A 24,562-nucleotide genomic window follows, 5' to 3' on the forward strand; every position below is an offset into this window, starting at 1 on the left:
GGTCAGTCAGGTCACTTGGGTACGCTTTTCGAATCGCCTCGGACACCGTGCACTCCTTTGCGTTGATGAACCGCAAAGTGTGAACAAAACCAGACTTTCACAAAACCTCAGTTTCCGGATAGCCTCTGAGTTTCTCTGGGGCGGACTTTCATGACAGTTTGAAAATGATGGCGATGGACTCGACGCGGCCGCGAGTTTCTTTTGTGATTCCTGCACGGAATGAGGAACTGCTGATCGCGTCAGCCATCTTTGCAATCGCCCAGTCCGTCGTCCCCTGCTCGATTTCGTTGGAAGTGATTGTCGTCAATGACGGGTCGACCGACGAAACGGCGGGCATCGCAAAAGACTGCGGCGCTCAGGTGATCGATGTTCAGCTTCACAATATTGCAGCTGTCCGAAACGCGGGGGCCGAAGTGGCTTCCGGAGAGATTCTGATTTTTGTCGATGCCGACACGTTGATGAACGCGGATTGTCTGAAAGGCATTCTCGCAGCGGTTGAGGGCGGAGCGATCGCTGGCGGAACCGCAGTTGAGTTTGATCGGCGTATCACCTGGCTTCAGCGTGTCATGTCGAAGAGCTTTCTCTTCGTCTGGCAGCGTATCTTTGGGTACGGATGCGGATGTTGCCTCTTCGCGAGACGAGACGTCTTTCAAGAGATCGGTGGGTTTGATCCAACCTATCTGTCGTCAGAAGAACGTCCCTTCACACGCTCGATGAAGAAAAAGGGGCCTTTTGTTCTGACTCGACAGCCCGTGTTGACGTCGTCGAGAAAATTCCGACTCTACTCATCGTGGCACTTAACAAAAGTGGTCTTCCGGTCGCTGTTCCTTGGGAAATACCGCAACCGCGAGGAATTGGGTGTTTTCTACGATGCTCCGCGTGAGTCGGAAATCTGATTCAAACGGTGTCGAATGGAAGGTATTGAAGCCCAAGTCTCTGGATGATGGTTGAAAACCGGTTTGAGGAGGCTTCACGAGTTCGGCGTGTCGTTCTACTATTGGGGATTGACTCAGAAGGAACGTCATGGCCAGCAAGAAATCAAAGAAGAAAAAGACTCCAGCGGTCGATCCAAATTCTCGCACGATCTGCCGAAATCGTCGTGCGCGTCATGACTATGAAATTGTCGAAGAACTCGAGTGCGGCATTGTCCTGACAGGCAGTGAAGTGAAGAGTATTCGTGATAATAAAGTGACGATTGATGAAGGTTTCGCTCGGATTCAAAATGGGGAACTGTGGCTCATCAATTGTGACATCGCTGAGTATCCCCAAGCGACATATCTGAATCACGAACGAAGACGAGAACGGAAGCTGCTCTTGAAGAGGCGGGAGTTCCGAAAATTCGCGGAATCGGCCGGGCATGACGGAATGACGTTGATTCCGCTTTCGATGTACTTCACACGCGGGCTTGTAAAGGTGACGATCGGAGCTGCGCGCGGTCGCAAGAAGTACGATCAACGCGACAAGCTGAAAAGCAATCAGGCTCGGAGAACGATGCAGGAAGCGATGCGGAAGAAGTACTAACGTCCTCCGTTCTTCCTCGAGCTTGAACGGATTCTTCGCGTGATTGCTTCTTCGAGTTGTTGAAGACTCGTCAGAAGCGCTGGCGTTGCACGAGAACCATCAAGCCGATTTACTCGGGAAGAAAGCCGCGTTCGCGAAGCTCCTGAATGTTTCCGGGTGCGCTGTCCATGATCCGGGTGACGGTGTACTTGAACACAGCTGCTCCGCCGAGACCGTGAGGAGCTGTCAGAATAGCCACGCGGTCTTCTTCTTCGGTGTCGAGACGACGGTTCAATTTCGCGACAACTTCTTCGATATTGTCGCTGAGCAGTTCGGGTTGCTGTTGCGTGTTCTCGAGTTTCAAATTTGAGAATGCAGCCGAGCGGGACATGAGAAAGTCAATCATCCCGCCGAATTGTTCGCTCTCGAAAAAATTGCGAAACTCGGGAGGCGCATTGTGCGGAGAGATAATGAGAGGACGCGTGACTCTCACACATCCTCGGCGAACCTCCACGAGTCCGTCGGCTTCCTCGCCATCTGTGACAAGATAGTATTCAAGGTCGCTGGCACCGAATGTGAAAAGCGAATAGGGCACAGGCCGGACAATCTCGACCTTGCTCCAAAGGTTGTTGAAGTTCTCTTCTCGATGAAAATCGTAGTCATTCATGGCTGTAGTTGAGTGAATTGAGTTTCGACTCACAAGTCCGCAACGTCTTGACAACAGTGACATCGCCCATACAACACGTCTCAAGACAATGATGTCAGCATCATTCGGGTGCTTTGGCACCTGAGTTTGATTCAGGATTGAAACAGGGGAAAACGAAATGAGTGGCCCAATCGTACGTACTGGAGCAACACCGGAATACTGGGAAAACTGGGATCAGGTCTTCGGAAAAGGGAAAACCAAGAAGAAGTCCGCCCCCAAGAAGAAGGCAGCTAAAAAGACAGCCAAGAAGGCTGCAAGCACTGCCGCTAAGTCTGCTCCAAAAAAGAAAACAGCCACCAAAAAGGTTGCCACAAAGAGTGCAGCGAAGAAGTCTGCGAAAAAAGCTCCTAAGAAGAGTGCGAAGAAGAAGTCAAAGTAGCGAGGCTGAGGGGAATGTGAACGCGCGATGCGCCCGTCCATCGTCGTGCGGAAGTGGGCTTCTCACAGAGATCAGACGGCAGGAGTGGTTTGATTCCGTTTCCCAGCGAAGTCTGCATGGCCTGAAGTTTCGATGAGGTTTGCAATGCCGAGTGTCGAAACCACTGCTCGAAGTAATTCGGAGCAACGTGCGCTTGCCTGGGCGGATTGGCTGACCGGGGCGGTTATCTACGGTGTTTTGCTGTGCGTCTCGTTTCTCCGAGTTCCAATTCCGGGAGTGAATGAGCCGCACTATCTGAGTAAGGCGAAGCACTTTTGGCAGCCTGAGTGGTGTGCCGGCGACTTTTTTCTGGATTCCTCCAATCCTCATCTGGTTTTCTATTGGGTGTTTGGGTGGCTTTCGCAGCTGCTCACATTGGAGCAGGCAGCTATTGTCGTTCGGGTTGTGGGCTATCTCCCTCTGGCGGTCGGATGGACGCTTCTTGGAAAGCGAGTCACTGGGTCCGGGATTGCGAGCGTGCTGTCGCTCGGGGTCTTTCTGACGTTTCATAGCCTCGGAAACTGGTCCGGGGAGTGGCTGGTGGGAGGAATGGAGTCCAAGGTCATCGCTTATGGATTTCTGTTTGGAGCGATGGCGAGTGCGATGTCTTTGCGAATTGTCGCGAGTGCATTGTTAGCGGGGCTCGCGATTTCGTTTCATCCCGTCGTCGGAGTCTGGGGAACACTCTCGGCAGCGGCGGCGACGTTGTGTTGGGTTGTCTTGTTCGGACGGAGTCAGATTCGCAATTCCCCAATCCCGGTGTCGCGATGGTTTCTGGCAGCGATTGTTTTTGTGGTCGCTGCTTTGCCGGGTTTGTGGTCAGCGGCGTCGATCGTTCTTCAAACGGATCCGAACGATTCTCTGATGGCGACTCATCTGCAAGTTGCTCATCGGCTAGCTCATCATCTCGATCCGATGACGTTCCCGAAATCTTCGCATCGCTATTTCACGATGCTTGTCCTCGCCTGGGCGGTGTTCATTGTTCTGCAACCGACTCGCGATGAAGCGATTCGCTGGTGGCGGTTCATTGGGTTCTGGGCGCTCGCGTTTGCACTCATCGGAGTTGCGATTGCCTGGGGGCCGAGGCCAGTCAAGTCGATGCCGGGGTACGAGTGGCGGATCGCGCTTTTGAAGTTCTATCCGTTTCGGCTCGCTGACATTCTGATTCCCGTTTCCATCAGTTTCTCAATTGCTGAGTTAGTGAGAAGAGAGACTTCGGACCGATTTCGTTCGAACGTTTGGGCGAACGCACTTTGCGTCTGCATCGCGAGTGTTCTGGTTTCTGTGGCGGTCTGGATGCCGGGTTCAGATCGGAATCCGAGTGGGATGTCAGCCGAGGTGCGAGCGAACTGGATTGACGTGGCCCGGTGGATTGATGAGCACACTCCTGAAGACTCGCTTGTGTACAGTCTGGAGAATCAGTGGGCGGTCAAATGGTTTGCGAACCGTCCGGAATATGTGAACTACAAAGACTGTCCGCAGGATGCAGAATCTCTTCTTGAATGGAACCGGCGGCTGTGGATGATTGCAAACTGGAAGAAGGCTGCGACGAAAGACATGCTCATCACGGCGGATGAACTTCAGGATCTTCATGACCGAACCGGGATTGATGAGATCATCTTCGGGAAGTACTGGAAGGTTGATGTCGACGCGAACTACCGCAACAAGAGTTTTCGCGTCTATCGCATTCCGACTGATGGGCACGCATCTGGACCGACACAATCGCCGAATCCCGAAGATTGAAACTCGGCCGATTCAAATTTGAGTTGGCCAAATCCGCTTCGAAGTGCTTATCTTGTCGTACCAATCTGAAGTTCTTGATGATAGTTTTCAGTCTTCATCCTGTGACCGCAGTCGCTTCGGTCTTCGATTTCGTTCATTGATGAAGTGATACACGAAGGCTGAACCAAGAGCTGCAGAGCCTCAACAATCCTTCTGGACAAGAAGCAACCGACATCAATGAATGAATCATTAGAGTCCCCTTCCCCGGATCGGACGGGGCGAAATTGGATCTCGGTTGCGATTGCGATTCTTCTGTTTGTCGGAATCCTCTGCTTGCCCACTCCGAGCGGGATGACTGCCGAAGCTCATCGTCTGGCGGCGATCACCGTCCTCATGGCGACAATGTGGTTGACGCAGCCCATTCATATTGCAGTGACGAGTCTGATCCCGATTGCCGCGTATCCTTTTCTGGGGATTCTCACCGCGAAACAAGTGAGTCTTCAGTATGCGGATCACAATGTCTTTCTCTATCTCGGAGGGTTCGCGATTGCAGTGGCGATCGAGCAGTGTGGTCTGCATCGGCGAATCGCGTTGCACATTATCAGTCGAGTCGGAAGCAGTCCGAGGCAGTTGGTCTTCGGATTTATGTTGACCTCCGCAATTCTCTCCATGTGGATTTCGAACACAGCCACAACGATGATGATGTTGCCAATCGCACTGGCGATGTTGACGACTCTCAAGGATGCTCTTCGAACGAGTGATCCCGAACACGCGAAGATGATCGCCGACAAGCTGACAGTTCCGGTGCTTCTGGGAATCGCTTATGCGTCGAGTATTGGTGGTCTCTCCACATTTGTTGGAACACCGACCAATGTGACTTTCCTCGGATTCTGGGATCAGTCATTCGTTCCCAAGGGGTACGAGAGTCTGTCGATGGCGGAGTGGATGGCATCCTTTGTTCCGCTCAGCGTTCTTATGCTTCTCGCTGCCGGAGGAGTTCTGACGTTTGGACTTCCAGCGTTGAAGGATACCGAGAAATACGGTCGTGAATTCTTTCGCCAGCAGCTTGCTGGTTTGGGACGGGCGAGTCGGACCGAACGGCGGGTTTTCGGAGTCTTCGTGATGACCGCCCTGCTCTGGGTGCTGCGAAAACCGATTATGTTCGACTCGTATCAACTCTTCCCGGACTGGCCCGGGCTTTGCGTTCAGTTGGCTGCCATGTGGGGCGCTGACATCAGCTACTTACCCGCATACGTGCAGGATTCTTCGATTGCCATTGCGATGGCGATGTTGTTGTTCCTGATTCCCGGTGATCCCGATTCCAAAGGGGGCAGCCAACCTCTGCTCACATGGACGGCTGCGGAAGCGGGGCTTCCCTGGGGAATGATTTTGCTGATTGGCAGTGGCTTTGCGATGGCTGAGGGGTTTGAAGTGACGCAGTTGGGAGACTGGTTGGGCCAACGCTTTGCTGAACAGCTGCAAGGAAAATCTCCAACAGTCATCGTCGCTGGCATCTGTTTGATGGTCACGTTCCTGACGGAGTTCACAACAAACGTCGCGACCGTTAATACGCTTCAACCAACCCTCGCAGCGATGGCGGAACAATTGACGATTGATCCGCGACTGCTGTTGATTCCCGCCGCGATCTCGGCAAGTTGCGCCTTCATGCTTCCGATCGCGACGCCACCGAACGCGATTGTGTTTGGCTCCGGCAGAGTTCCGATCACTTCGATGGTTCGCTACGGAATTCTTTTGAATCTCGTGGGAGTGGTTCTGGTGACATTGGTGACCACTCAACTTGCTTCTCGAATGATGGGATTTTAGACCGCAGACGATGTTTCTCTGCGCTTGTCAAATTCGGGAAATTCGGAAGCGGCAATGAGTTGAGGAATCGACTGGCGATGGCTCGAAATTTGACCCGGGGGCTTGGGCTCACTATTCTTAAGTGAACACTGATCCGAGAAGTTCTTCCCAAACTCGCATGAATTGACTGAACGGAAACGACCTCCAACAGTCGAAACGAGTGCTCATGTCAGAAGAACAGGTTCAAGTGTTGTCCCGCCCCCCTCGTCCACCTGGATGTCATGAAGTTGCCTCTTCTCAAACTCTTGTTTGTCGCCCTCGTTGTGAGTGGCTGGAATCTTTCTGCTGTGAGAGCGGATGGCGTTTCCTTTGGACGCGACGTTCGTCCGATTCTGGCGGGGAAGTGCTACAAGTGTCATGGACCGGATGAGAACACTCGAGAGGCGGATCTTCGTCTCGATCTTCGATCCGCTGCGACGCAAGATCGCGGAGGTTATCGGGCGATCGTTCCGGAAGATCTCGAAAAGAGCGAAGTGATTACAAGAATCACAAGCGACGATGAGTTTCTTGTGATGCCGCCTTCAGATTCCAACCTTCAGCTGACGGACGAAGAAATTGACGTCTTGAAGCGGTGGATTGAAGAAGGTGCTGTCTACGAGGAACACTGGGCTTTCAAGACGCCCGATCTGCCAGCGATACCCCGTACTGAGCCTTCGGAGTGGCCGGTCAATCCGATCGATCATTTTGTTCTCCGCCAGATGAAGGAGCATGGCCTTGAGCCGGCTCCGCAAGCGGATCGCTATTCACTGCTTCGTCGAGTGTACATCGACCTGACTGGGCTTCCCCCCACGATTGAAGAGGTCGACGAGTTTTTCAATTCGACGGAAGCGGATGCCTATGAACGACTCGTCGACAAGTTGTTGAACTCCCCTCGATATGGGGAACACTGGGCAAGCCATTGGCTCGATCTGGCAAGATACTCGGATACAAACGGGTACGAAAAAGATCGTCCTCGGTCGATTTGGCCGTATCGAGACTGGGTGATCAATGCCATTAACGCCGATCTTCCCTTCGATCAGTTTACCATCGAGCAACTTGCCGGTGACATGTTGGACGAACCGACTCAGGATCAACTGATCGCCACCGGGTTTCATCGAAATACGATGTTGAATGAAGAAGGGGGAATCGATCCGTTGGAGTATCGTTACTACGCGATGGTCGATCGTGTGGCGACAACGGGAACGGTGTGGCTGGGGATGACAATCGGTTGCGCTCAATGCCACACGCACAAATACGATCCGATCACCCACACCGATTACTATGGCATGATGGGGCTCTTGAACAATGCCGATGAAATCGACCTGATTGTTCCTGATGAAGACGTCGCAGCTAGGAACGAGAGAATTCGCGATCAGATTGCTGAGCTGGAATCACAACTCGCAGCGAAATTCCCACCTCGTGAGGGAGAAGAGCCCGAAGCTCAGCGACGGCAGGAGCATCTCAATCAGCAGTTCGGACAATGGCTCAAAGAGCAATCAGAAGTCGTTCGTGATTGGAAAATCCTTCGCCCTGAGACGATGAAGACCAATCTCCCTCGCCTTGAACAACTTCCCGATGGTTCAATTCTCTCGACTGGCGACATCACGAAGCGGGATGAATTTGAGCTGACCTTTGACTTGTCGACATTGAATGAATCTGGACCGATCACCGCTCTCAAGTTGGAAGTGTTGCCGGATGATCGCCTCCCAGCTCGCGGACCCGGACGTGCATTTTACGAAGGTCGGAAGGGGGATTTCTTTCTGAGCGAACTGACTGCCTCACGAGACGGTTCCGCCCTCCCCTTGCATCAGGCATCGCACAGCTTCGGGAAGATCAGTGTCGGTAGTGGATCCGCCGACGCGAGCAATTTGCTCGATGGAAACGGATCGACAGGCTGGTCGACATCGACAGGAGAAGGTCAACGACATGAACTGGTGATCAACTTCAAAGCCCCGCTCGAATCACAGGGGCAGTTGAAGATCAAAATGTTGTTCGAACGGCATTTCGCAGCCAGTCTCGGGCGCTTTCGCTTCAGTGCGACAACTGATCCAAGGCCGTCCGTCGCAACGGATCTTCCTGCACATCTTGCGGACCAACTCGTCGCTGGCGAAGAGAGTTTGCCAGAAGAAGTTCGTTCTGAGTTCATGCAGCACTTTCTGAACACAACTCCATTGCTGGCGGAGGAACGAAAAGCGATCGACAAGCTTCGGTCGCAACTGAAAGATCCGACGACAACGATGATCTTTACTGAACGGCCCGATGACAATCCGCGTCCCACGTTCCGGCACCATCGAGGGGAATATCTCCAGTCTCGGGAAGAAGTGGCTCCGCATCTTCCGTCGCTGTTCATGAAAGAAGGAAGCGACGCACCCGAAAACCGTCTGGAGTTTGCCCAGTGGCTCGTCAGCCGCGAGAACCCACTCGTCGGGCGTGTGACAGTCAACCGGCACTGGCAGGCTTTCTTCGGTCAGGGATTAGTGACCACAAGTGAAGACTTCGGAACACAATCCAGTCAGCCTACGCATCCTGACCTTCTTGATTGGCTGGCGAATCGTTTTGTCACTTCATCAGGTGCTGGCGAATACGCTCTCGGTTGGTCTCGTAAAGAACTGCATCGACTGATTGTGACCAGCGCGACGTATCGCCAGAGTTCCATTGTCGATGAAGAGATCCGTCAACGTGATCCCAAGAACAGTTGGCTGTCGAGGGGTCCGCGACAGCGAATGCGAGCGGAGGTGATCCGGGATTCGATGCTTCAGGCGGCAGGAATTCTGGTGGAGAAAGTCGGCGGACCGAGTGTTTATCCTCCGCAACCGGAGTCGGTCGTCAAAGTTGCCTACGGCAATCCAAACTGGCCCGTCGAAACGGGTGAGGACCGGTATCGTCGATCGCTGTATACGTTTTCGAAACGAACGGCGCCATTCGCAGCGTTCACAGTCTTCGATGCTCCGAGTGGGGAGAACTGCATCGTTCGTCGTGATCGCAGTAACACCCCATTGCAAGCACTGACGATGCTGAACGATGCGATGTATCTCGAGGTGGCTCAGAAAGCGGCTCGTTCATTGAATGTCAGTGAACAGGAACCGGCCGAGCTTGTTGCGATCCTGTTTCGGAAGTTTCTCACGCGTCCACCAACTGAAGAAGAAGTCCGTGCGATTCTTGAGTTTCGTGAACGTCAAAAGTTGAGGTTCGATTCAGAAGAACTGAATGTCGAGGAAATCACCGGAGAGAGTGAGAGTTCCGTCGATGAGGCAACGTGGGTGATGGTGGCACGAGTGTTAATGAATTTGGATGAGGCAGTGACGAAACCATGACATTTCCACACCTTCAAAATCAGACGCGTCGGCAGTTCTTCACAGATTGTGGAGTCGGACTGGGGAAGATCTCACTCGGCTCCCTGCTTGCAAGCCATGCCTGCGCCAACGGAAGTGCGACGGTCGGCGTGACTCCGCGTGTGAAGCGTGTGATCTATCTCTTCATGGCGGGGGCTCCGAGTCAGTTGGAGCTGTTCGACTATAAACCGAAGCTCAAGGAACTGGAGGGGAAACCGATTCCTCCTTCGGTGATCAAAGGGCAGCGATACGCCTTTATTCAGCCGGATGCTGCCGTTTTAGGACCACGGTTCTCGTTCCAGAAACACGGCGAAAGTGGGACGGAACTTTCCGAGATGTTGCCGCATCTCGCGAAGGTTGTTGACGATATCGCAGTGGTTCGTTCGGTCCACACTGATCAGTTCAACCATTCTCCCGCTCAGATTTTTCTGAATACCGGGAGCCCGATTCCCGGACGTCCTTCGATTGGTTCATGGCTCAGCTACGGAATCGGGAGTGAGGCCCATGACTTGCCCGGTTTTGTCGTTTTGAAAAGTGGAGGCAGCCTCAGCGGTGGTGCGTCAATGTGGAGTTCGGGATTTCTTCCGAGCAATCATCAGGGAGTCCCGTTTCGCGGACAGGGAGATCCGATTCTGCACGTTTCCAATCCGAATGGATTCGACAATCTCGCTCAGAGAGACACTCTCGATCTCATTCGTGATCTCAATACGAAACAGCTCGATGTGGTGGGAGACCCGGAAATCCGAACACGGATCGAAGCGTATGAACTCGCGTGGAAAATGCAGTCCGCTGCCCCGGAACTGATGGACTTCTCTCAAGAGACGGAATCCACTCTTGAACTTTATGGGATGGATGCGAAACGTCCCAACGAGTTTGCACGAAACTGTCTTCTGGCCCGGCGACTTGCTGAGCGAGGTGTCCGCTTCATTCAGGTTTATCACGCTGGCTGGGATCATCATTCGAATGTTGAAGGTGGAGTGAAGAACCAGGCACAAACGACGGACAAAGCTGCTGCTGCGTTGCTTATTGATCTCAAACAGCGAGGACTCCTCGACGACACACTTGTGATTTGGGGAGGAGAGTTTGGACGAACGCCCATGGTCGAATCGAGTGCAGCACTCGGTCGAGAGAACGGGCGCGATCATCATCCGCAAGCGTTCACGATGTGGTTTGCGGGAGGAGGAATCCGGCCGGGAATGACCATCGGACAGACCGATGAACTCGGGTTTTCCATCGTCGAAGATCCTGTCCATGTTCACGACGTGCAGGCGACGCTGCTGCACTTGTTGGGAATCGATCACGAAAAGTTGACGTTCACTTATCAGGGGCGTCCTTTCCGTCTGACAGACGTCCACGGACATGTGATCGACAAGCTGTTGAGTTGATGAGCGTGGCGGACTGATGAAACGTTGCTGAACAGGACATCGATGGAATTCGGTCGCCTGTCAGCCTTACGAACTGTTCGTCGACGTGACCGGTTTGCTTGCTCTGTTCCGGGTTCCGTCGAGAAGACTGGACAAGCGAACCAACCGCTTCTAGCCTGAGCAAAATCTCAGCAGTCAGCTGATCACCTCACCCCATCACGTCCGAAAATGGAAAGCAAGTGTATGCTCAAGCACACTCTCATTCACCCACAGATCAATGAGGTTCTTGGTCGGGCGGGGCATCACTCGAAGATCCTCATCGCTGATGGAAATTACCCGGCTTATAACACACTCGGACCGAATGCAGACCTCGTTTGCCTGAACCTCTCTCCGGGAATTGTCAGCTGCACTGACGTCCTCAAGGCACTGCTGTCAGCTGTTCCGATCGAAGCAGCCAACACGATGGGAATTCCTGACGACGATCCATACAAACTCGCTGGGGACCCGCCGATCTGGAATGAGTATCGAACGATTCTCAAAGATGCAGGCTCAGAGGTTGAATTGGAGCCCATTCAGAAATGGGACTTCTACGATGCCGTTGCGAGCCGAGATCACGTTTTGACCATCCAAACCGCTGATCAGGAGTTGTGGGCGAACCTGCTCCTGACGATGGGAGTTCGCAAACCGGGAGAGTAGTTTTCCAAGGTCAACCGGGCGAATGGTTCGTCATTCGCTCGGGGAAACGTGTCGAAAGAAAAAGAATATTCAGGCGGACCGAAGCATTCGCAAGCAAGCGTCGCGTTCGGATCTGAAAAGCGATCGAGGCTGGAGTTCCTCTTGTCGGAGGCGTTTCAGGCGATCATAATCGGAAAAGACCTGAAATCATTGCATCGTCTCGTTCATTCCGCGGAGTTGATCGGCTCAACGGTGTCTTGTGCGAGGTACGCATTCGTAAAGAACGATTTGAAGAGTTGTTTCAGCCCCTAGAGCATTTTCTTTTTTGGTTTGCACTCATTCGCCCGTGCGCACTCAGTCTTCTACCGACTGAAAAAGTTCAAGCGAGTGCACAGGAAAGAGCAACTTGCTCTCGGGGTTGGAAGAAATTGAACATCGTCCGTGCAAAGAGGAGTGGGACGAGTGGCGGAATTGCGTGTTCAATGTCCTGAATGCAAGTCAAAAATGAAGCTGACGATGCAGGTCGAGACGGTTCGCTGCCCGAAGTGCGGCGAGCTGTTTCCAGCATCGCAGAATCAGCTCTCCTCCGCCCCGTTAACGTCGTCGACTCCAACGGCTTCGATGTGGGACCTTGATGACGATGAAGGTGACGGTGACGCCGATTTGTTCGGATCGTCTCCAACGAGGAAGTCTTCATCAAAGACAAAACGCAGTAAGCCGAAACGATCGCGACGGAATTCCAAGTCGTCTATTCCTCCGGAACAGCTTCGGAAGTTTGCCTTCACGATGATGATGTTGGGAGTCGGGGCGTTTGTCTTGCCTCTCGTCGGTTTGCAAATCAAAGGTTTGCATGCCATGGGCCCGGAAGCACAGTCACTTGGTGGGGTGCTGTTCTTCGTCCTCGGGGGAATTGTTCTTCTGATCTCATTCAAGGATCACTTTGGTGTGACAGGCGAATGGGGTTTTAAAGCGGTGAAATGGGCTGCCATCGGTCTGGCTGCACTGGTGGTCCTGCCAATCGGATTCGGAATTATCCTGGCGTTAGGGAGGATAGTGTTTCGAGGAGAGCCTGACCCCGGGCCGAAGCAAATCGCTCATCACATTCCTGATCACGCAAACCCGAACTTCCCCGGTCCGGGGAATCATCCCGGTCGCCCCTTCCCTGGGAGAAATCGTGGCGGGGCTCCGTCGGATGTCCCTGAATCAGCGCCGACATCCACGGACAGCAACAACGACTCTCCTTTCGTTGACTCTTCCAGCAACTCGAATTCGGGAGGCCAGAACACGACCTCGAATGAGACATCGACAGCTGCGAGTCCTTCCGACACGACTCAATCTTCCAATGTGAGTCCGTTCGAACCCCCGGTTGGTGAGGATTTTCGGAATCGACTTGAGATCAAAAATGAAGAGGTGACTCTCGTGATGAAAGGGCTTCAGCGCCGTGAGGTTGGACGGTTGCTGCATGAGGTTCGTGAAGCAGCTGGCACGTTCCGAGTCCGTCCGAGATTCGAAGATGACCGCGTGATTTTTCAGGTCAGCAAAGTGGATGACATCGACGCATTCGCGGGGCGGATCAATTTCGGTGAAGTGTCAAACATCGATCACGAGACCAATACGATTACGGTCGAAGCAAACTAGCGAGCGAGATTTCGCAGCTGTGATCGTGTGTCGCTCGTTGACGTGATGTTCTCTCACTTTCTTCAACGAGAGTAGCAAATGCAGAGCAGTCGTCTCTAAGCAGGAATGATTGAATCTGTCTTGTGCCAAAGCTGTTCTTGGAATGCCGAAGTGGTCCTGCAGCGTTCTTTATGTGGCCTTCCCAGCGAACTTCACACTGTGGCACGAACGCGCCACTGTGATACGCGCAACGATGATGTTGTCGGTCGCTGGAGTAACTCCGCGGAAGTGCTTCGAGCAAGAGTCGGAGCAAGTTGAGCGGCAAGTGCTTTAGCTATTCCCTTTAGGCCGTCTCTGAAGGTACTGCTGAATGGCATCGGCCGCTGCAGAAGGAGCTTCTTCTTTGGCTTTCGCGTCGGCAGTCTTCTCTTTTTTCTCAGCATCAGGCTTTGGCGGTTCGGGGGCTTTCACACCTGTTTGTGAGGGATCAGGCAAGCGGACAGCCGGTTCTTCGACAGATGCTGGCTCTTCTGGAGCCGCTTCCGGGGCTGCCTCCTGAGGAGGGGCCTGCGGCGGAAACTGCTGTGGATATCCCGGTGGGTAGGCAACCGGTTGCTGCGGGTAACCCATTTGAGGATAACCCGGATACCCGTAAGGCATCATCTGCTGAGGATATCCCATCTGCTGCGGGTATCCCATCGGTGGTATTTGCGGCATTGTGCCTGGAACGAAGTACTGAGTGTCTCCGGTTTGCGGAGGCATCTGTCCTTCAAACCCTGCGGGAGGCTGGGTCGGAATGTTGATCATCGTGTCAGATGATGGAGCAGCGGCGTCGGAGACGATTGTGTTTGAAGCTGCGTCTTCCGGACTAGCTTCCCCGAGAAGTTCATTCAGCAGTTCGCTGTCATCGTCCGAGGCGCTTTCGGCTGGCTGATCAGCGGGTTCTGGATTGATGATCTCGGTGTTCATCTTGCTGGCGAGATTTGTTTGCGTGTCGTCTGGCAATGCGTCACCAATGACGACTTGAAATTCCAGTTTACCGATTGAAACTTGATCGCCCGCGTTAAGGACGACTGATCCTCGGATCTTTTCCCCGTTGACGAACGATCCGTTGGTGCTTCCCAAATCGCGAAGACGAAGCCCGTAATCGTCGAGAGTGAACACGCAGTGATGCCGGCTCACTAGATCACTGTTGGGGCGGAGATGGCAGTCTTCTTCACGCCCGACAAGAAATTTTCCAGATGGAAGAGGGATCGAACTTCCAGAGTGCTTACCGGAAATTACTCGTAATTCCGCATGCGCCATAATTCAGTGAACCTCACGTGGAAGTGTTTTATTCGTGATCGGCCCATTGAAATCATATTCAATCACACCCTGAAGTGCCAAGAACACGAATGCCATTTTGGATCGAATTAATTCGTTAGAACACTCGAAATGTGATGTCGATGGTTCTAAACGAAATGAGATAGGCTGAAGGGATTTGCTTGAGAATACCCAAGAATTGCAAAAACTAGCATTCTCTGAGAGGTGAGTCAAACATCAATTCACATTGATTTGTCGAATTCTTAATCATTCCGAGGACTGTAACGACAGTACTCAGGTCATTCGAAGCGGAGCCCATGCAAGCGGAATGTCTCGAAGGATGCTTTGATGGCTGAGCGTTTCAGCTTTCTTTTGATGTCGCTGCGCACAAAAAAACACTGGACTGAAGATGTCAGCCCAGTGTTGAGTTCGACGTTTCTGAATCGTTGCAGCGTCGAGAATAATCGACTCCGAAAAACTACCTGTCGTCGCGGACGCGGACCTGAAGTGCGCTCAGGAGTTTGGTAATTCGTTTTTCTTTGGAACTGATGAAGAAGACGTTGTCCAACACGACAGGTCGGCGTTCCTGGCTGGGGTGCAGAATCAGGCGACCGGACCCGAGAAGGATGTACTCAAAGATGTCGTTGATCTCTTTTTCGATTCGCAGGTGCGGTGCTGAGAACCGTTCGAGGTCACTCAGAACGCCATGATGATGGAGAAGTTCGTTCGGTCGAACTTCCCAGTAGTCGAACCGGGACAAAATGGCCACCGCGATATAAATCACTGTCAGCACAGACGCAAAGATGAAGTAAAACGGTGCGTTGGCGACTGGTTTGATCGAATGAATGACATTCGTGACCGCCGGGATCAGATTCGGCATCTTCGAGACAAGCAGCATTGCTCCCAGCACGAAGGCGGTGAGGACCGCGAAAACGAGGAATGAAGTCGCTCGTGGAAAGTCAAAAGAGAGCACAACCAGGTTCAACGACAGCACAATCAGGAACGCCCACCCAATGTTGATGGCACCGGCGCCCGTCAAATCCTTTGTGAACACCATGTAGATGCCGCAGATGATTGACAGGATCCACGAGGGCCACATGAAAACGATCTTGGGATAGGAGATCAGAATGACTCCCTTATCCGGGAGCTCGACAGGAGCTTTAGGTGCTTTGGCTTCAGGTGCAGGAGTTTCGGTCATAGCTCTTCCCATTGACATGCATGTGCGGCCTGTGAACCACTTCAACGACAGGCCGCCTCGAAGGTGAACGGAATTCAACTGGTTTGGATCAGCAAATCTTTTCGACTTCTTCGAACTCTCTCAATTCGACGTGACACGACGATTTATTAGCCGGGTTACGCGCCGAATTTTTCAAGTCGACCAGCGTGAGCGAGTGCCATGAGCATCAAGTGTTTGGCTTCGAACTGTCCGAGCCCACCGAGCAGGCAGTCTTTCTCGCTGAATCCCGGTCGTCCATCAAATCGGCAGTTTTCTGCGGTGATCAAGGTTGGAACCGGGTGCCAGCTGTGCGACTTCATCTTGCTGGGCGTGCAGTGATCTCCGGTGACGATGAGAACAGTCGGGTCTTGTTCCATGATCCGGGGAATGGCTGCATCCAGTTCTTCTGTCCGTTGCACTTTCGCTTCAAAGTTGCCGTCTTCGCCGGTGGAATCGGTGTATTTGAAGTGCATGAAGAAGAAGTCGTAGTCGTCCCAGGCTGCCTTGAGGCGGTCGCATTGATCGCTCAGTGTTTGACCCGCATCGAGGACGTCCATCCCGACGAGTCGGGCCAGTCCGCGATACATCGGATAGACCGCAATCGCTCCAGCACGGGTTCCGTAGACTTCTTCGAAAGTTGGAATCGGTGGCCGTTTGGCTATTCCTCGAAGTGTCAGGAAGTTGGCTGGGCTGTCGTTTTTGAGGATGTCACGCGCTTGTTGCAGGAACTGGTGAGCGACTTCGATCGTTTTTTCTGATCCCGGTGCTTTGGCTTCGGGGACGAGCGGAGGGACTCCGGTTTTTTGAGGATCGGTGTCGTGAACATCGCCACCTAATCCGGGACCACGAAAGACGACGACCAGTCGGTATTCCTTGACATGCTGGACGAAGACTTCGATTCCCGGAATTTTGATTTTATTGAGTTTCTCGCAAAGAGGAGCTGCGATGTCGTTTCCGATGCGGCCAGCCCGGCGATCGGTGATGTTGCCATGTTCGTCGAGTGTGCAGAAGTTTCCTCGAATGGCGACATCGTCAGGACCGAGTTCGAAGTCAATTCCGAGAGCTTCGAGAACTCCACGACCAATCTGGTACTGAAGAGGATCGTACCCGAACAGGCCGAGGTGACCGGGGCCACTTCCTGAAGTGATTCCGGGAAGAACAGGTGTGCTGAGCCCGCTCGTTCCCCGCTGTGCGAGAGCGTCCAGATTGGGTGTCTTTGCCGTTTCGAGTTCCGTCAGGTCCCCTGGCTTTTGGGGAAGTCCACCAAGTCCGTCAGCGACGAGGAGAACGATTTTTGATTCGTTCTTCTTTTGGAGTGCACGGGTGAGATCGTGAACGTCAGACATATTAACAATTCCAAACGAGTAGTTATGGGTACGGACGAGCCATCCGAGGTGAATCACTGAAAACAGGAATTTAGCAACTCATCATCACAGGTGACAGTATCGGGGTCAGCAGGATGGAAATCCTTTTGCGATCTCGACGTGTTCATCACGATGTGGTCACTGGTCAAGTTGACGCCTATTTGACTAACTTGGAGATTGAAAGACAAAAGAATCATGCTTGCGATACGAGACATCTGACCGGGAATGACTGAGATGGCACAACTTGAATGGTCGCGTCGAGAGTTTCTCACAACCGCTGCGATGGGAGGGCTCGCACTCAATCTGGGGCTTCCGTTGGAAGCGGCGAATCCAGTCGTCCGAACCGGACAACCCTATATGAAGCTGTCGCTGGCGGCGTATTCGTTCAATCGAGAACTGCCTCGCAACTGGCCGTCGGTTCGTGAATCCAACGCATCGATGACGCTGATCGATTTCATCGATTTCTGTGCGAGTCAAAATCTCGACGGAACGGAATTGACGAGCTATTACTTCCCTGCCGAAGTGACAGACGCATATCTGGCAGAGATCAAGGAAAAGACGTTTCGTCTCGGGTTGGACATCTCCGGGACTGCGATCGGAAATGACTTCTGTCTCAAGCCCGGTCCGGAACGGGACGCTCAGATTGCGATGACCAAACAGTGGATCGATTACGCAGCGTTCATGGGAGCGCCCGTGATTCGAATCTTCGCTGGGAAAGTTCCTTCTGGAGGCGACGAGTCGTCAGCGCTCGAAAGATGTGTCGATGGCATCAACGAATGTGTCCATTACGCTGCGGAAAAAGGTGTGGTGCTGGCACTCGAGAATCATGGGGGGATCACTGCAACTCCCGAGCAACTTCTGAAAATTGTCAAACAGGTTCAACCGTCGCCCTTCTTTGGGGTGAACTTTGACAGCGGGAATTTCCGCACGGAGGACCCTTACGGCGATCTCGCGAAGATTGCTCCTTATGCTGTGAATGCTCAAATTAAAGTCGCGATTTCACCGAACGGATCGGGAAAAGAGCCCACGGATCTGGGGCGCGTCGTCGGTATTCTGAAAGATCACGGATACCGGGGCTATGTTGTTCTTGAGTACGAAGAACGGAATCCCCGTGAAGAGATTCCGAAGTATCTGGACGAATTGAGAACGCTGATTTCGTAGCGCTCAGTGATTGCCTCTGATTGAATCGGAGTTCAACAGGCATAATTCGACTCGATCACTCATCCAATGCACGAGTGAGGTTTCAGGGAACGGTTGTCTCACGTGCTCGACTGAGGGCAGAACTGCCATGGGTTGCAGACAAGTTGTTTTGCTGGTGTTTGGGTTTGCCGTTTGTCTCTTCATTGGTCGAATCGGTTTCGCTCAACCGGACGACTATTCTGGAGTTGTCGCGGAGGAAGAATGGACGGTCCTGCATCTGAAGTCAGCCCGAATGAAGGGGACTCGGCCACTGCCGAAACTCTCCAAGCTTTCAACGCTTGAAGAGTTCGATCTCACCGGCCCGCAGCCCGGTCATCCATTTGTTCTGGGAAACTTTTCGACGGATGGAAAGTTCGGACTTGTCGACGGATATGTTCAACGCCTGGATGGGCATGATGCAGCTTTGAGAGTCTGCTGGGCGGACGAGTTTGAGCTCGAAGGGATTATGGAACACGCTGGCTACGGGGGATGGTTCTTCCTCATGGGGTGGGATCAGGGACACGGATATGGCGTGAGCAATGTCAACATGAAAGTGAGTGGCAGCCCGTGGTTCGTCAGTGAGTTTCGAGGCGCGAAGGCAATCGAGGGGAAAACGACCGAACTGGATGATTTCGACTGGAAACGTGAGGAGCCTTTTCGCCTGACGGTGAAGGACAAGCACGTCGTTCTGGAAATCGGACGGTTTGAGGTCGTGGACTTTCCGTTAGAGAATTACAAGCCCGGAGAAGTCATTTTCGGGGTCTACGAGACCCAATACGGGACGAAACCGATACGCGTTAAGTCTTTGCGTGTTCGTGCGATTTCCAGTCAATAATTGCAACTTTTGTAAGAGATGGCGTTGCAGGTTCCGGTTGAGACAGATGTCCCGGTTGCCCTTCCGGAATCGGTCGGATGTGTTGGTGTTTTTACGCACAGAGATCAGATTTCGTCGTAGATTTTGAGACTGGGCTCATTTCCCTACTCATTTCTGGTTTCCTATGAACATTCTCCAAGCACTTTTGAATCGATGGGAGTACGCAACGCCCACCGACTTTGCAGCGTTGGCGATTTCGGTCGTCGTGGCGGTCTGGTACTTCACAAAGTACAGCGAGTGAAGTATTCGGTGATCCGCGATCGGGAATCCGCAATCGAAATCCGTTCTGTGCAAGCAAGGTGAATGGGGCGTATCGTGCCCGTTTCCTTCGACGCAGAGAACGGAAAGCGTTCGTTGTGTGATGGACTGTTTCGCGATGTCTTGCTGTCCGGCATCGCTGTGTTTTGTCGCTTCGTTGTGACCGAACGGTTCATGACGTTTTCTGCTGTTGTTGATGTGACCGAGTTCCTTCATCGAGTCGGTGCAACATGAGTTCAACCAGTTTGGAATGCAGGCCGATTGGCGGGCAGACGTAGCATTCAACTTGCGGAAACTGTTCCTGAAATTGATCTCGAAATCTGATGAGATCTTCAGCAACGTGGGTGCCTTGAGACAAAAAATATGGCAAAATTGCGATAGAAGTCGCGCCGTGCTCAGCGCACTTTGACAGTCCTTGAGGAATCGTTGGCTCGGTGAGTTCGAGAAATCCAATCTCAACATGAGACTCCGGTTTTTCGGTTTTGAAGAGTTCCGCCAACTTGTAGAGGTCGGCATTTGCCTCGGGACGTCGACTCCCGTGAGCGACGAGAAGAATTGCTGAAGTCATCTTTTCTCCATAAACTCAATAGTCAGCAGAAAACAGAGCAACGATTAAAACATCTTCTGATTGGGTGTTCACTCACTCGCACGAGCAAACTCAGCCTTGAACCTGATGAAGAAGTTCAAACGAGTACACAGGAAAGGGCAACTTGCTCGAAAACATTGCCTTCGAATTGGTGCGAACAGTTCACCCTCGTTTGTAGCACTTTCGTTCAAAGCGAGTACCTGGAACATTCGAACTGACCGAAGTCTTGCCCAAAAATTGTCTTTGATTTGATGTCTGTTTCGTAAGACAATTCGACGAGTGGCGGACGGAGTTGCGTTGAGCGTTGATCAGAACTTTGTTGCAAGTCGTTGATAGATCAAGGAGTTCCCGAGAACAGTGGACACTACCGCATCAGGAATTTCCGGATCAGGTTCGAACTCGAGCGATGCTCTTGACCAATCGGATCTGCCAACAGTCATCGGGCCGTACTTCATCGAGAAGAAGCTCGGATCGGGCGGAATGGGGACGGTTTACCTGGGACGTCACAAGACGACACAGGAACTCGCAGCGGTCAAAGTTCTGCCCGCTTCGATGGCGCATGAAGCAGGATTCGTTGCACGGTTCGATCGCGAAATCACCGCGATGCGGAAGCTCAACAGCTCATCAATCGTCGAATTGTACGAAAGCGGAGAAACTGACGGAACGTACTATTACGCGATGGAGTTCGTGGACGGTGAGACTGTTACAGAACTTCTGGAGCGTCATGGCCGAATTCCCTGGCGGCAAGTTGTGGAAATCGGCGTTCAAATCTGCACGGCATTGAAGGCCGCTCACAACGCCGGGATCATTCACCGGGATCTCAAACCGTCGAACCTGTTGATCGATGATGACGGGCAGGTGAAGCTGACGGATTTTGGTGTCGCACAAGTCTTTGCGAGCGGTCGATTGACGGTCACAGGCGGGGTCTTGGGGACCGCGGAGTACATGTCTCCGGAACAGGCTCAAGGAAAGCGAGCCACGAAAGCGAGCGACATTTATTCGTTGGGGGCAGTGCTATATGTCATGTTGACCGGTCGGCCTCCGTTTCAGGGGAAGACCGTTCTCGACATTCTCCAGAAGCATCGATATTCCCAGTTTGACAGTGTTCGAAGAGTCGTCCCCGAAGTCCCGGTCTGGCTGGATGAGATCGTTTGCAAGTGTCTCGCGAAGAAGCCGGAAGATCGCTATCCCGATGCCTACGTTCTGAGTCTGAGGCTTCAGGAAGTGCCGAAGAAGGTCGACTTTCGCGATGAACAACTCTCGCAGTTTCAGAATTCGGTGACAGAAGAGACCGTCGCTGATCCATCGCAGGTCAGTCATCCCCAACAGGAAGCGATCGGTGGGACGCTCGTCCGAGATCTTTTTCGAGCGCACTTCGAATCGGAGCAGCAAGGTTCGATCGTCAAGCGGTTTCTGGACAACCCGTGGGTCTTGCTCTCCTTACTCGCGATGATGCTGATCGGCGGGTATGCGTGGACTCAAAGCCAGAGGCTGAGTGACGAAGACCGATTCGGTCGCGGAGTCGAACTGATGTCCCGACCTGCCGGGCCAGCCTGGGAAGTTGCTGGAAGAGATTTCTTCCAACCATTGCTTGAGGCAGATCCCGAGCGATGGCAGCCAGAAGTCGACAGCTATCTGAAACAGATCGAAGTCTACCAATTCAAGAAGAAACTCCTCGGACGTGACCTCGGAAGAGACGAGCTCCCCGAATCTGAACCGGAAGCGATCGTTCGTCAGGCGCTTGAAATGAGGAATCGAGGCCAACTCGGACATTCCCGGGAGATGTTGGTCTCTCTGCGCTCCTTGATCGCCGGAGATCCGGAACATACGGAGCTGGCTGGCGTTTTGGATCAGATGATTATCGAGATGGAATCGGAAGCCCATCAACAACAGTTTGAATTTGTTGAGAAAGCGCTCACACGGGCGAACACTCTTTTTGAGAAAGGTGAGGTCGATCAGGCTCTGGAGATTTGGCTGAGCGTCAAGAGTCTGTACGATCAGCATCCTGACGTGCAGCCGCTTGTCCAGCGTGCGGAAGCGTCTTATCTGCTGGCCACTGGTGTGGACCTGAATGATGCAGTGAGACGTCCGGCGGATGCGAAATCTTCCGAAATCGACTCAAAAAGAGACGCAGATGGACCTCAGAAAGAAGATCCGCAACATCCCTGACTTCCCAAAGCCAGGGATTATGTTTCGAGATATTACTCCGCTCCTGGCATGCCCAGACAGTTTCCGCGAAGCAATCAAGCAGATTGCGGATCAATACCGAGGAAGGAAAATCGATGCGATCGCAGCTGCTGAAGCTCGAGGTTTTATCTTCGCTGCTCCGCTTGCTCTCGAGTTGAACGCGTCGTTTGTTCCCGTTCGTAAACCGGGCAAACTTCCTTTCGACACACAGGCGTTTCATTACGAACTCGAGTACGGTGTCGATACGCTCGAAATTCATACCGACGCATTTCAGGAAGGTGAGCAGGTTTTGCTCGTCGACGATTTGCTCGCCACTGGCGGAACAATGAACGCGTGCGTAAAGCTCATTGAACAAGCTGGGGCCGAAGTCGTGGGATGTGCCTTCGCTATCGAGTTGTCATTTCTGAATGGCCGCGAAATCCTCGCACCGCACGAGTGTTTCTCGCTGCTGACTTACGACGGCGAAGATTAGAACAGCCTCGAAGCGATCCTCGCGAATTCGGACGAGCAGTCTGAAGTGGGAACGTCCTTTTGAAAGTGGAATGCCTGAACTGGAAGTGATCTGTGAAGATGGACCGCTGCTCGGCGTGAATAAGCCGAGCGGTCTGATCGCTCAAGGTGCGCCTGAGGGAGTGGTCAGCCTTCCCGATATGGTCCGCGACTACTTGAAGAAGAAGTACAACAAGCCGGGCAACGTCTATCTGGGAATTCCTCATCGCCTTGATCGTCCTGTCTCAGGTGTCACGGTCTTCTCACGCAATTCTAAATGTGCCGCCCGTTTGTCGGAGCAGTTTGCGAAACGCACGGTCGAGAAGACCTATCTCGCGATTCTCGAATCCATTCCGGAGAAGAGTTCCGGTCGCCTCGAGAACTGGATCTATCGCATTCCGAATGAGTCGAGAGTTGTCATTCGCGATGCCGATTCCCCCGGAGCAAAGATCGCGAGATTGCGGTATCGAGTGTTGGAGACCTCAAAGAAACGAGCCCTCGTCGAAGTTGATCTCGAAACCGGCCGTATGCATCAGATTCGCGTCCAATTTGCGAACATCGGTTGCCCGGTTTACGCCGATACGAAATACGGCGCCAACTCGTCGATGAATGATCCCAATGCGATCGCTCTTCACGCATTTCGCATGAAGCTGAAGCATCCCGTTCGGTACGACGATGTGATCATCGAAGCCCCGATTCCTCGCAGTTGGAATTCACTGGGGTTCTGATTCGGATTCAAGACCAGCTTGAGTAGCGTTCCCGGTTTTCCGGGGCATTCAGTCCCTTCATACGGGCCGCAATTGTGTGCATTCTCTCAAGGACCTCAGTTTCTCGGGATTCTGCCACTTCACCGCGACACCACCGATCGACCCAGGTGAGACCGCTCAACAGGACGGAGCTGCGATCGAGGCTAATGAGAACGCTCAGATCATTTTCAGACAGTTGACGTTGTTCCCGATAATGTGCCAGAGCGGTTTCCCAGCGGTGAAAGTCATCGCCCCACAGGCTTCCGAAGAGTCGCGATAGATCGGTTGCGGGATGATCAGTGCGGGTGGCACTGGCGTCGATGAGACCAGTCACTTGATGATTTTCAAGAAGGACATGCTCACCGTGCAGGTCTCGCCAACATGGGAAGATGGCAAGCGGCAGGGCCGAAAGTGAATGCAATTCGTGCAGAACTTCCGACGATGATTCACCAAAACGTGACAGAACTTCAAGGCAGACTTCTCGCGGCTCGTTGGGGAGCATCCTGCACTTGGAGATCTGATCTTTTGTTGAAGTTCTCTGCCAAGATTGTATGAGTTGAGCCCGTTCAATGACCGCAGGTACGACGTCGCGTGCTGTTGAAAACCATCGCTTCCCGGAAGTGCGGCTGCGAAAGCATTCGCTCGTCAGATGAATGCTGGCGAGCGTCTTCATGATCGATTGGAAGCTCGAGAGAGAGAAGTCGTCGCGAGTTACAGGGGCGCCAGGCAACCAGGGTTCGCACTGCCAGAACCGCCCTTCCTCGTGAACCAGTGTTTCTCCCGACGTTGATCGGACAGGGACAGCGACGGGAAGTTCGTGCTTGTGGAGATGATCGAGATAAGCATGAAGTTCTCGGATTCTCTCTGCAGAAAGTGACTCCTTCGGCCATCCGCGGAGTGCATAGTCTGCGAGGTTGGTGGTCACTCTCGCGATCGTGGCTCCGCTGAATCCTTTCGCGACCGGTTGAATCTCCTCAATACTCTCCCCGAGAGTGAGGAAGTCATTCAGGATGCGGATCAGAACAGAATACTCTTCGCGGGGAAGTCGTTTGGGCAGTTTGACATCATCTTCGCCCCGTCTGCGCATGCGAAGCTGCGAAGACAAACTCAAAGCATCCTCTGGAAAACGATCAGATTGCGAAGAGCCAGATTCAGACATGTGTCAGAGCAAGTGACGCTGGCAGT

20 protein-coding genes are annotated in these 24,562 nt (G+C 52.9%); 14 read left to right on the forward strand and 6 right to left on the reverse strand.

Features of this window, described 5'->3' with window-relative positions:
• The first annotated feature begins 173 nt into the window (after positions 1-173).
• Both KOR42_RS13580 and smpB read left to right on the forward strand, forming a co-directional pair.
• Complete coding sequence (locus KOR42_RS13580; RefSeq protein WP_197441167.1) at positions 174-896, forward strand: glycosyltransferase; 723 nt, start codon at positions 174-176, stop codon at positions 894-896.
• A gap of 127 nt (positions 897-1,023) precedes the next feature.
• Positions 1,024-1,521, forward strand: coding sequence for an SsrA-binding protein SmpB (gene smpB / locus KOR42_RS13585; protein ID WP_146510381.1), 498 nt, complete (start codon positions 1,024-1,026; stop codon positions 1,519-1,521).
• A gap of 109 nt (positions 1,522-1,630) precedes the next feature.
• On the opposite strand, the gene KOR42_RS13590 is transcribed toward smpB, so the two are convergent.
• Positions 1,631-2,167, reverse strand: a complete 537-nt coding sequence (locus tag KOR42_RS13590; RefSeq protein WP_146510382.1) for a hypothetical protein — start codon at positions 2,165-2,167, stop codon at positions 1,631-1,633.
• Positions 2,168-2,324: 157 nt separating this feature from the next.
• Between KOR42_RS13590 and KOR42_RS26660 the strand changes: the two genes are divergently transcribed.
• The 7 genes from KOR42_RS26660 (at position 2,325) to KOR42_RS13625 (ending at position 13,197) form a co-directional block, all read left to right on the forward strand.
• Positions 2,325-2,585, forward strand: coding sequence for an RNA polymerase subunit sigma (locus KOR42_RS26660; RefSeq protein ID WP_197441168.1), 261 nt, complete (start codon positions 2,325-2,327; stop codon positions 2,583-2,585).
• 144 nt (positions 2,586-2,729) lie between these two features.
• On the forward strand, positions 2,730-4,367 hold the full coding sequence (locus KOR42_RS13600) for a DUF6798 domain-containing protein (protein ID WP_146510384.1): 1,638 nt from the start codon (positions 2,730-2,732) through the stop codon (positions 4,365-4,367).
• 216 nt (positions 4,368-4,583) lie between these two features.
• Positions 4,584-6,170 carry an SLC13 family permease gene (locus KOR42_RS13605; RefSeq protein ID WP_146510385.1) on the forward strand — a complete coding sequence of 529 codons (1,587 nt, stop codon included), beginning with the start codon at positions 4,584-4,586 and terminating at the stop codon, positions 6,168-6,170.
• A 260-nt stretch (positions 6,171-6,430) separates the two neighbouring features.
• Positions 6,431-9,502, forward strand: coding sequence for a PSD1 and planctomycete cytochrome C domain-containing protein (locus KOR42_RS13610; protein ID WP_146510386.1), 3,072 nt, complete (start codon positions 6,431-6,433; stop codon positions 9,500-9,502).
• Entirely contained in the window at positions 9,499-10,905 is a 1,407-nt protein-coding gene (locus tag KOR42_RS13615; protein ID WP_146510387.1) for a DUF1501 domain-containing protein, read from the forward strand. The genes KOR42_RS13610 and KOR42_RS13615 overlap by 4 nt, the downstream gene beginning before the upstream one ends.
• A gap of 222 nt (positions 10,906-11,127) precedes the next feature.
• Positions 11,128-11,580 (forward strand): RbsD/FucU family protein, encoded by a 453-nt coding sequence (locus KOR42_RS13620; protein WP_146510388.1) that lies wholly within the window; start codon positions 11,128-11,130, stop codon positions 11,578-11,580.
• Between the two features lie 441 nt (positions 11,581-12,021).
• Positions 12,022-13,197, forward strand: a complete 1,176-nt coding sequence (locus KOR42_RS13625; protein ID WP_197441169.1) for a hypothetical protein — start codon at positions 12,022-12,024, stop codon at positions 13,195-13,197.
• A gap of 309 nt (positions 13,198-13,506) precedes the next feature.
• Here KOR42_RS13625 and KOR42_RS13630 read toward each other — a convergent pair whose 3' ends face one another.
• The 3 genes from KOR42_RS13630 to KOR42_RS13640 form a co-directional block, all read right to left on the reverse strand.
• Positions 13,507-14,481, reverse strand: coding sequence for an FHA domain-containing protein (locus tag KOR42_RS13630; RefSeq protein WP_146510390.1), 975 nt, complete (start codon positions 14,479-14,481; stop codon positions 13,507-13,509).
• Positions 14,482-14,956: 475 nt separating this feature from the next.
• A complete protein-coding gene (locus KOR42_RS13635) occupies positions 14,957-15,676 on the reverse strand; it encodes a hypothetical protein (RefSeq protein ID WP_146510391.1) in 720 nt (239 codons plus the stop codon).
• A gap of 155 nt (positions 15,677-15,831) precedes the next feature.
• Positions 15,832-17,040 carry a 2,3-bisphosphoglycerate-independent phosphoglycerate mutase gene (locus KOR42_RS13640; RefSeq protein WP_146510392.1) on the reverse strand — a complete coding sequence of 403 codons (1,209 nt, stop codon included), beginning with the start codon at positions 17,038-17,040 and terminating at the stop codon, positions 15,832-15,834.
• Between the two features lie 252 nt (positions 17,041-17,292).
• On the opposite strand from KOR42_RS13640, the gene KOR42_RS13645 reads away from it, so the two are divergent.
• Both KOR42_RS13645 and KOR42_RS13650 read left to right on the forward strand, forming a co-directional pair.
• Positions 17,293-18,219: a sugar phosphate isomerase/epimerase family protein gene (locus tag KOR42_RS13645; protein ID WP_197441170.1), complete on the forward strand. Its 927-nt coding sequence runs from the start codon at positions 17,293-17,295 to the stop codon at positions 18,217-18,219.
• Positions 18,220-18,346: 127 nt separating this feature from the next.
• Entirely contained in the window at positions 18,347-19,072 is a 726-nt protein-coding gene (locus KOR42_RS13650; RefSeq protein ID WP_146510394.1) for a hypothetical protein, read from the forward strand.
• A gap of 469 nt (positions 19,073-19,541) precedes the next feature.
• Here the strand turns inward: KOR42_RS13650 and KOR42_RS13655 are convergent, their stop codons facing one another.
• On the reverse strand, positions 19,542-19,937 hold the full coding sequence (locus tag KOR42_RS13655; RefSeq protein WP_146510395.1) for a sirohydrochlorin chelatase: 396 nt from the start codon (positions 19,935-19,937) through the stop codon (positions 19,542-19,544).
• Between the two features lie 375 nt (positions 19,938-20,312).
• On the opposite strand from KOR42_RS13655, the gene KOR42_RS13660 reads away from it, so the two are divergent.
• From KOR42_RS13660 to KOR42_RS13670, 3 genes are all read left to right on the forward strand, one after another.
• Positions 20,313-22,124, forward strand: a complete 1,812-nt coding sequence (locus KOR42_RS13660; RefSeq protein ID WP_146510396.1) for a serine/threonine protein kinase — start codon at positions 20,313-20,315, stop codon at positions 22,122-22,124.
• Positions 22,090-22,614 carry an adenine phosphoribosyltransferase gene (locus KOR42_RS13665; RefSeq protein WP_146510397.1) on the forward strand — a complete coding sequence of 175 codons (525 nt, stop codon included), beginning with the start codon at positions 22,090-22,092 and terminating at the stop codon, positions 22,612-22,614. The genes KOR42_RS13660 and KOR42_RS13665 overlap by 35 nt, the downstream gene beginning before the upstream one ends.
• A 70-nt stretch (positions 22,615-22,684) precedes the next feature.
• On the forward strand, positions 22,685-23,359 hold the full coding sequence (locus KOR42_RS13670; protein ID WP_146510398.1) for an RluA family pseudouridine synthase: 675 nt from the start codon (positions 22,685-22,687) through the stop codon (positions 23,357-23,359).
• A gap of 7 nt (positions 23,360-23,366) precedes the next feature.
• On the opposite strand, the gene KOR42_RS13675 is transcribed toward KOR42_RS13670, so the two are convergent.
• Positions 23,367-24,482: a phosphotransferase enzyme family protein gene (locus KOR42_RS13675; protein WP_197441171.1), complete on the reverse strand. Its 1,116-nt coding sequence runs from the start codon at positions 24,480-24,482 to the stop codon at positions 23,367-23,369.
• Positions 24,483-24,562: the final 80 nt, after the last annotated feature.

Source organism: Thalassoglobus neptunius, from assembly GCF_007859735.1.
In the GTDB taxonomy this organism is placed as follows: domain Bacteria; phylum Planctomycetota; class Planctomycetia; order Planctomycetales; family Planctomycetaceae; genus Thalassoglobus; species Thalassoglobus neptunius.